This is a genomic window from candidate division TA06 bacterium B3_TA06, assembly GCA_005223075.1.
Classification (GTDB): domain Bacteria; phylum Hydrothermota; class Tepidihabitantia; order B3-TA06; family B3-TA06; genus B3-TA06.
The window spans coordinates 1-7326 of sequence record NJBO01000041.1 but is presented as its reverse complement, the minus strand read 5'-3'; the positions used below and the strand labels follow the sequence as shown (position 1 = coordinate 7326).

6 protein-coding genes and 1 tRNA gene are annotated in these 7326 nt (G+C 53.8%); 6 read left to right on the top strand and 1 reads right to left on the bottom strand.

Translation table 11 applies throughout. From position 1 onward, the window contains the following. The 5 genes from CEE36_11530 to groL form a co-directional block, all read left to right on the top strand. On the top strand, positions 1-200 hold a 200-nt coding region (locus CEE36_11530), incomplete at its 5' end, for a hypothetical protein (protein TKJ36552.1). A 164-nt stretch (positions 201-364) separates the two neighbouring features. Further along, positions 365-1735 (top strand): hypothetical protein, encoded by a 1371-nt coding sequence (locus tag CEE36_11525; GenBank protein ID TKJ36551.1) that lies wholly within the window; start codon positions 365-367, stop codon positions 1733-1735. A 114-nt stretch (positions 1736-1849) separates the two neighbouring features. Further along, positions 1850-1923, top strand: a tRNA-Val gene (locus tag CEE36_11520). A 10-nt stretch (positions 1924-1933) separates the two neighbouring features. Beyond that, entirely contained in the window at positions 1934-2338 is a 405-nt protein-coding gene (locus CEE36_11515; protein ID TKJ36550.1) for a co-chaperone GroES, read from the top strand. 9 nt (positions 2339-2347) lie between these two features. Next, complete coding sequence (groL, locus tag CEE36_11510) at positions 2348-3985, top strand: chaperonin GroEL (GenBank protein ID TKJ36549.1); 1638 nt, start codon at positions 2348-2350, stop codon at positions 3983-3985. Positions 3986-4133: 148 nt separating this feature from the next. On the opposite strand, the gene CEE36_11505 is transcribed toward groL, so the two are convergent. After that, the gene (locus tag CEE36_11505) at positions 4134-4778 is read right to left on the bottom strand and encodes a hypothetical protein (protein ID TKJ36548.1); all 645 of its coding nucleotides are present in this window, start codon (positions 4776-4778) and stop codon (positions 4134-4136) included. Positions 4779-4955: 177 nt separating this feature from the next. On the opposite strand from CEE36_11505, the gene CEE36_11500 reads away from it, so the two are divergent. Then, positions 4956-7073, top strand: coding sequence for a sodium-translocating pyrophosphatase (locus CEE36_11500; GenBank protein TKJ36547.1), 2118 nt, complete (start codon positions 4956-4958; stop codon positions 7071-7073). Positions 7074-7326: the final 253 nt, after the last annotated feature.

The following is a 7326-nucleotide window of genomic DNA, read 5'->3' as shown; positions in this document are numbered from 1 at the left end:
GGGCCGGACTCAAATACCTTGCCGGTCTTAGCGGTCTTGAACAACTGGGAGTGGCCGGCACCGAGGTCTCGGATTCAGACCTGGCTCTGCTTGCCTCTCTTACTAACCTCAAGTATCTGGATATCAGATCCACGAAGATCACCGATGCCGGGGTTGAGAGGTTGCAAAAAGCACTGCCGGGATGTGATATCTCGGTTTAGAAGCTCCCCCAGTAACCAGAGGGTATACTTGACAAAATTTAGATGCAGACGAATGGACCTACATAGAAGGCTTTCCGGAACTCAGGGTACTTCAGCTTAACAGTGAGGGTTGTAGCCTTGACAACAAATGTTTCATTGATATAATAAGCAAAAAAGGAGGATACATGTTAAAGAAAAGCGTAGTGCTGGCTGTCGCCTTTGCGGTTATTGGAACCGCGGTGTTCTGTGGTAAGAAACCCTCTCCCTCACCGCAGGTCACAGAGGAACCCCGTGAGAAAAAATGGATGGAGGTTTACCACAGAAACAAGCTCAAAGATACAGTGGACATAACCTATTGGGAACCTGGAACAGATCACTTTTGGATTGAATGCGTTGACGGTTATATAGACAGCATGCGGCGGAATAATGGGGGCACAAAGATATCCTATGTCTACCTTTGGCAAGGAGAGGATACTATTGATTATTATTTAGATGAGTATCATCTTCTAAATATTAACGACGTTCCCTGCGGTATTGATCTGCGATACGTTCCAGCCGACAGTGTGCCCGAACCATTCTTGATAACCACAGCTATTGTGAGACCGGAGCAGGTTTTGCAGTTGGAGAAGTTCCCTAACCTCGCCGTCTTGAATACCCATAGGTTTGACGATGACTATTTGCCTGCCTTGTCGGGGTTAAAAAAACTTCAATTGTTGTCGTTAAGGCGTTCAAGAAAAAAATCCCAGTACAGCCCTGGGATAACCGATGAAGGGATAAAGAACCTTGAGGGTCTTACAAATCTCAGGGTGCTTGATCTTTCCTTTACCCAAGTGAGCGGTGAAGGCTTGGCGCACCTAAAGAACCTTTCAGAATTAAGAGAGCTTAACATCTATCATACATATATGGGTTTGGGCGGCTCAGACTTCAAGCATCTTAAGGCGTTCCCAAAGTTGAAAAGACTGCGGTGTTCGGTTTATTCTTTTCCCGACTTGTCGCTGCGACATATCGGAGAGCTTTCAGGACTGGAGGAGCTCTATCTTGAAGGGTTGGATGTTACAGGGTTCAACATAAGACACCTGAAAGGGTTGACCGAACTGAGAGTACTCCACTTGGGTATAACTGATGTTGATGACTTTGGTATGCGCTATCTGAAGGATATGATCCATCTCAGGGAGTTGGGTTTATCGAACACCAAGGTGGGGAATTCCGGGCTGAGGCATATCTCTGGATTGGTCCGGCTAGAGGTGTTGGGACTGATGGAAACTCGGGTTTCAAGTACAGGGTTACGCCATCTTTCGGGATTGACAGAACTGAGAAAACTGGATTTGGGGGAAACAAGGGTAGGTAATCGGGGGCTTGAGAAAATATCTCACCTCACCAATCTGAGATCGCTTTCGCTGTTTGATACGCCTGTCACAGATAAAGGCTTAAAACACCTTGAGGGACTTACTAATCTCAAGAAGTTGAATCTTGCTAAAACCAAGGTGACTCGTCAGGGGATAGCCGAACTTCAAGAGGCTTTACCCGATTGTAAAATTTCATACTGGGTTGATTGATTGCTTCCCAGAGTAAGTGTCCAGAGACATTTGACAACCCCAACTATTTAGGGAAATACTTAAACAGTCAACTTGACGAGGCGGCTAACTTCCCTATAATTCAAAAACATGAGTGGGCGGATAGCTCAGTTGGCTAGAGCGCCTGCCTTACAAGCAGGAGGTCGTAGGTTCAAATCCTGCTCTGCCCATGAGGCAGGTTTGTGGTTATATCTGTCAGCCGCAGGCCGAAGTTTCAAAGGTCTGGGATTCATAAAAAACGAAGCCCCGACGGGCAACTATAAGAGAGATTGTGTCAAACATTACGAAGGAGGATCAACGATGAAGATAAAGCCGCTTCAGGATAGAATCCTCGTTGAGCGTACCGAAGAAGAGGAAACGGTTGGCGGGATCATTATCCCGGACACCGCCAAAGAGAAGCCGCAGAAGGGCAAGGTGATAGAGGTCGGTCCGGGACGCAAGGATGATAAAGGCAAGTTAATCCCCCTCGAACTAAAGCCGGGCGACGTCATTTTATTCAACAAGTACGCCGGAACCGAGATCAAAATCGAGGGTAAGGAATACCTTCTCATGCGCGAAGACGACGTCATGGCGCTTGTGGAGTAAGGAGGAACGATGCCAGCTAAAGATATTAGATTTGAGGAGGAAGCGAGACGGGCTATCCTGCGCGGTGCCACCATGCTTTCCGACGCGGTGAAGATTACCCTTGGGCCGCGCGGCCGCAACGTCGTTTTAGAAAAGAAGTTCGGCGCACCAACCATCACCAAGGACGGCGTTACAGTCGCCAAGGAGATCGAGCTTGAGGATAAGTTCGAAAACCTGGGCGCGCAGATGGTCAAGGAGGTCGCGTCCAAGACCTCTGACGTGGCCGGTGACGGCACCACCACCGCAACGCTTTTGGCCGAGCACATCTACCGTGAGGGTCTGAAGAACGTTACCGCAGGTGCTAACGCCATGGCACTCAAGCGCGGCATAGACATGGCCGTGGATGCTATCGTGGCCGAGCTCGAGAAGATGAGCAAGAAGCCCGAGAGCCGCACCGAGATCGCGCAGGTGGCTTCAATCTCTGCGAACAACGACCGCAAGATAGGCGAGATGATCGCCGACGCCATGGAGAAGGTGGGCAAGGACGGCGTAATCACCGTCGAGGAAGCCAAATCCATGGAGACCACACTCGAGCTGGTCGAGGGTATGCAGTTTGACCGCGGCTACCTCTCCCCCTACTTCATCACCGAACAGGAGCACATGCAGGCCGTGCTTGAGGATGCCTACGTGTTCCTCTACGAGAAGAAGATATCTAGCGCTCGCGAGCTTCTGCCGCTTCTTGAAAAGACCGCCCAGTCAGGTAAGCCTCTGTTGATCATCGCCGAGGACGTTGAGGGCGAGGCTTTAGCCACGCTCGTGGTGAACAAGCTTCGCGGCACTTTGAACGTCTGCGCGGTCAAGGCTCCGGGCTACGGTGAGCGCCGCCGTGCAATGCTCGAGGATATAGCCGTTCTTACCGCAGGTCGCCTAATCTCAGAGGACGTGGGCATCAAGCTTGAGAACGTCCAGGTCTCTGATTTGGGTAAGGCCAAGCGTATTACCATTGATAAGGAAGATACCACCATCGTTGAGGGCGCTGGCAAGCGCGGGGATATCCAGGCGCGCATCGAGCAGATCAAGCGCCGGATAGAAGATACCACCTCTGACTACGACCGCGAGAAGCTCGAGGAGCGTCTTGCCAAGCTCGCAGGCGGTGTTGCGGTCATCAACGTGGGTGCCGCCACCGAGATCGAGATGAAGGAGCGCAAGGCACGCATGGAGGACGCCCTTCACACCGCTCGTGCGGCGGTCGAGGAGGGCATTGTGCCCGGCGGCGGAGTTGCACTGCTTCGCGCCTCCAACGTGCTGGACAGCGCCCGCTCCAAGGCCAAGGCCGACGAGAAGACCGGCGTGGATATCGTCCGTAAGGTGCTTGAGATGCCGCTTCGCCAGCTGGTGGTAAATGCCGGTCTGGACGGCTCAATCGTGGTGGAGAGGGTCAAGGCATCCGAGGACCCCAACTTCGGCTTCAACGTTGAGAAGCTTGCCTATGAGGATCTGGTAAAGTCCGGCGTTATCGATCCGACAAAGGTCGTTCGTTCCGCACTTCAGAACGCTGCCTCCATAGCCGGTCTACTCGTCACCACCGAGGCCGCGGTGGTCGAGAAGCCCGAGGAGAAGCCCGAAATGCCTGGCATGCCGCCAGGCGGCGGATACGGCGGATACTAATATCACCCCAAGAAGTTACTTTGTAACTTCTCGGGGACCCCGATACGGAGACTCCAAAAAGATTAAAAGGCCGGGTGCAGCCCGGCCTTTATTTTTTACCACACGACGGTGCTTCGTTCCCTCGCGGGGGCCCCGGGATTAGCAAAATTCATTTTTCCCATCTAATCCTCCTTTCCTTTACCTCTTTGAACCTGCGGACATCACGCGCACCCAGGGTAAGGCATAAGCCTAGATGAAACGAATGGTTGTATAATGAACGCCCCCACTTTCTTTCGCCGGAGTAGTAGGGCAGCCAGCGATGCGTGAATTGAACCCAGAGTATCCGGTTAAGCTCCAGGCTCAACTCCGACCGCAGGGTGGAGCAAAGAAGCGGGTTGTCCGGGCTCAGGTTCAGGATACTCACGCCGCTGGAAAGCTTTACGAGAGGGGTGAGGTGCTCAACCCTACCTGATTTGTATGGTAGTATGGGGTTCGTGCCACCGAAGACACCCAGGCCTATCTGGGGAGTGAGTATCTCAAGTAACGGCAGGACAGCGTATATCTTTCCCTGCTGTACCCCTCCTGCCACGTGGCCGTGCGCAAGTTCTGCACCAAGCGAGAACGCGAGCTTTTGTCCCCAGTATGAACGTATCTGCAGCACCGAGGCCTCGAACGAGGGCACCATGGGATAACCTACGCACCAGCCCGCACCCGCCTGAACACCCACCCCATCCACGGAAAAGAGAGACGGCCGCAGGCTTTCGCTTAGATCACTTCCTGAGATCAAGACGATGAGTAAAAGAATCTTGGTCATATCATCCTCCTTCCGCTTACTAGAACTTTATACGTCCAGGTGGAGTTGTCAAGGTGCTTAAGGCCTTAGTTGAAGCTTACTTATAGCCTACTAACTATCTTGACAAGCCGGAGAGGCGGAGTAGACTGATGGTTTAACCGCTCAATTCTTGGATAGTTAAGCAAGGAGAAGTAGAAGATGCAGCTTTTGTTCCTGACCGCACCTGTGGGAGCAATTATAGCCCTGGGTTTTGCCTGTATACTGGTAGTTGGTATCCTGAGGCGCAAGGAAGGAACCCCTGCGATGAAGGCTATCGCCCAGGCGGTACGTGAGGGTGCGGCGGCTTACATCAAACGTCAGTACGGTGTCGTAGCGATCTTCTTCGGGATTATATTTGCGGTTTTGTGCGTTCTGGCGTTCGTCTTCGATCTTCTCCCCAAACCTGTGCCTTTCGCGTTTCTGACAGGTGGTTTCTTCTCGGCACTTGCAGGATTCATCGGTCTCAAGGTGGCTACCGCCTCCTCGGCGCGGACGACCCACGCCGCTCGCGAAAGCCTCAACTCCGGCTTGCGCGTTGCGTTCAGCTCCGGGATGGTGATGGGGCTTGTGGTGGTTGGATTGGCTCTGTTGGATCTTTCCATCTGGTATATCGTGCTTAACCAGATCTATAAGGCGAAGCCTGTGGTCGAGCGGCTGCCCATAATTACTTCTACGATGCTTAACTTCGGGATGGGTGCAAGCTTTTATGCATTGTTTGCCAGGGTGGGAGGTGGAATATTCACCAAGGCTGCTGACGTGGGGGCAGACCTTGTCGGCAAGGTCGAGGTAGGCATCCCTGAGGACGATCCCCGCAACCCTGCGGTGATCGCCGATAACGTGGGTGATAACGTGGGTGACGTGGCCGGAATGGGTGCTGATCTTTACGAATCCTACTACGCCTCTCTTATTGCCACCATGGCGCTTGCCGCGGCCGCTGCGGCAGCCCTGCCTGCCTGGTTCAAAGCGGATATGAGTCTGAAGATGGTACTTTTGCCAGTACTTATTGCAGCTGTAGGGTTAGGGTCTTCAATTATTGGGTTTTTTCTTATTCGTAGCGGTGAACGCGCTGAGCAGAGCGCGCTTTTGTGGGCGTTGCGCAGGGGAACTTGGGGGGCTGCCTTTATTGCTGCGGTGGGAGCGTTCTTTGTCGTGCGTTTTGTTCTTGGTGTAGAGGGCATAGGTATTTATTTCTCCGTGCTCACCGGACTGGTTGCCGGTGTGTTGTTAGGGGTCCTCAGCGAGTACTTCACCTCCGTTAACTATCGGCCAACGCGGGGCATCTCACGTGCAGCTGAGACCGGCCCGGCCACGGTGATAATCGAGGGGCTTTCGGTAGGTATGATCTCTGCCGCACCATCCGTGCTGGTGGTGGCAGCAGCGGTTCTTGGTGCCTTCTTCTTCGCTGGCGGAGCGGCGAGTTTCAATCATGGTCTTTACGGCGTGGGTATCGCTGCAGTAGGGATGCTCTCCACCCTGGGTATCACCCTTGCCACCGATGCCTACGGACCGGTGGCCGATAACGCGGGTGGAAACGCCCAGATGGCAGGACTCAAGGCCATAGTCCGTAAACGCACCGATGCGCTTGATGCGCTCGGCAACACCACCGCGGCTACCGGTAAGGGGTTCGCGATCGGCTCGGCCGCGCTCACCGCGTTGGCGCTGGTGGTGGCATACCGTGACGAGATTATCCTGCGCGGCACCAGTCTGGATCTTTCCCTTACCAACCCGCGTCTTTTGGTTGGCATCTTCCTCGGTGCCATGCTTGTATTCCTTATCGCGGCACTAATCATGCGTGCCATAGGGGGTACGGCGCAGTCGGTAGTAAAGAACGTGCGCCATCAGTTCGCCACCATCAAGGGGCTTATGGAGGGCACGGCCAAGCCGAACTACGCAGAGACTGTGCGTATCTGCACCGTTTCCGCTCAGAAGAAGATGATCCTGCCTGCGCTCTCCGCGATCCTCGCACCCGTTGTAGTGGGAATAATCATCGGACTTGAAGGTGCTGTGGGTCTCCTGGTGGGAGCCATTGCCACCGGTTTTGCTATGGCGATCTTCATGGCCAACGCAGGCGGGGCATGGGACAACGCGAAGAAGTTCATTGAGGCAGGGCACTACGGGGGCAAGGGCTCGGAGGCCCACAAGGCCGGAGTGGTCGGAGATACCGTGGGCGATCCCTTTAAGGACGCGGCAGGCCCGGCCTTGAACATCCTCATAAAGCTCATGTCCATGGTCTCCATCGTTTTCCTCGGTTTGGTTATCGCTATCAAGCTGTTTTGACACCCCACACGTCTGCTTCACCCTAATGGGGTACAAGCGCATCCGCGCGGGAACCCACAGGGCATCAAGATCGGCACCCACGGATGCCATCCCTGCGATCTTTTCGCGAAAGCGAAAAGGAGCATTTTATCCTCCCCCTTGATGGGGGAGGGTTAGGGTGGGGGTGAGTTTCTCACCCCACGGGGTAACTTCGTTCCCCAGCGGGGACCCCGATTAGGGGTATTAAATCTAAATCCCTGTTCTGCGATCTTTT

Coding starts and splice junctions, on each gene's coding strand:
- groL (TKJ36549.1), top strand. CDS start 2,348: ATGCCAGCTAAAGATATTAGATTTGAGGAGGAAGCGAGACGGGCTATC.
- CEE36_11505 (TKJ36548.1), bottom strand. CDS start 4,778: ATGACCAAGATTCTTTTACTCATCGTCTTGATCTCAGGAAGTGATCTA.
- CEE36_11500 (TKJ36547.1), top strand. CDS start 4,956: ATGCAGCTTTTGTTCCTGACCGCACCTGTGGGAGCAATTATAGCCCTG.
- CEE36_11525 (TKJ36551.1), top strand. CDS start 365: ATGTTAAAGAAAAGCGTAGTGCTGGCTGTCGCCTTTGCGGTTATTGGA.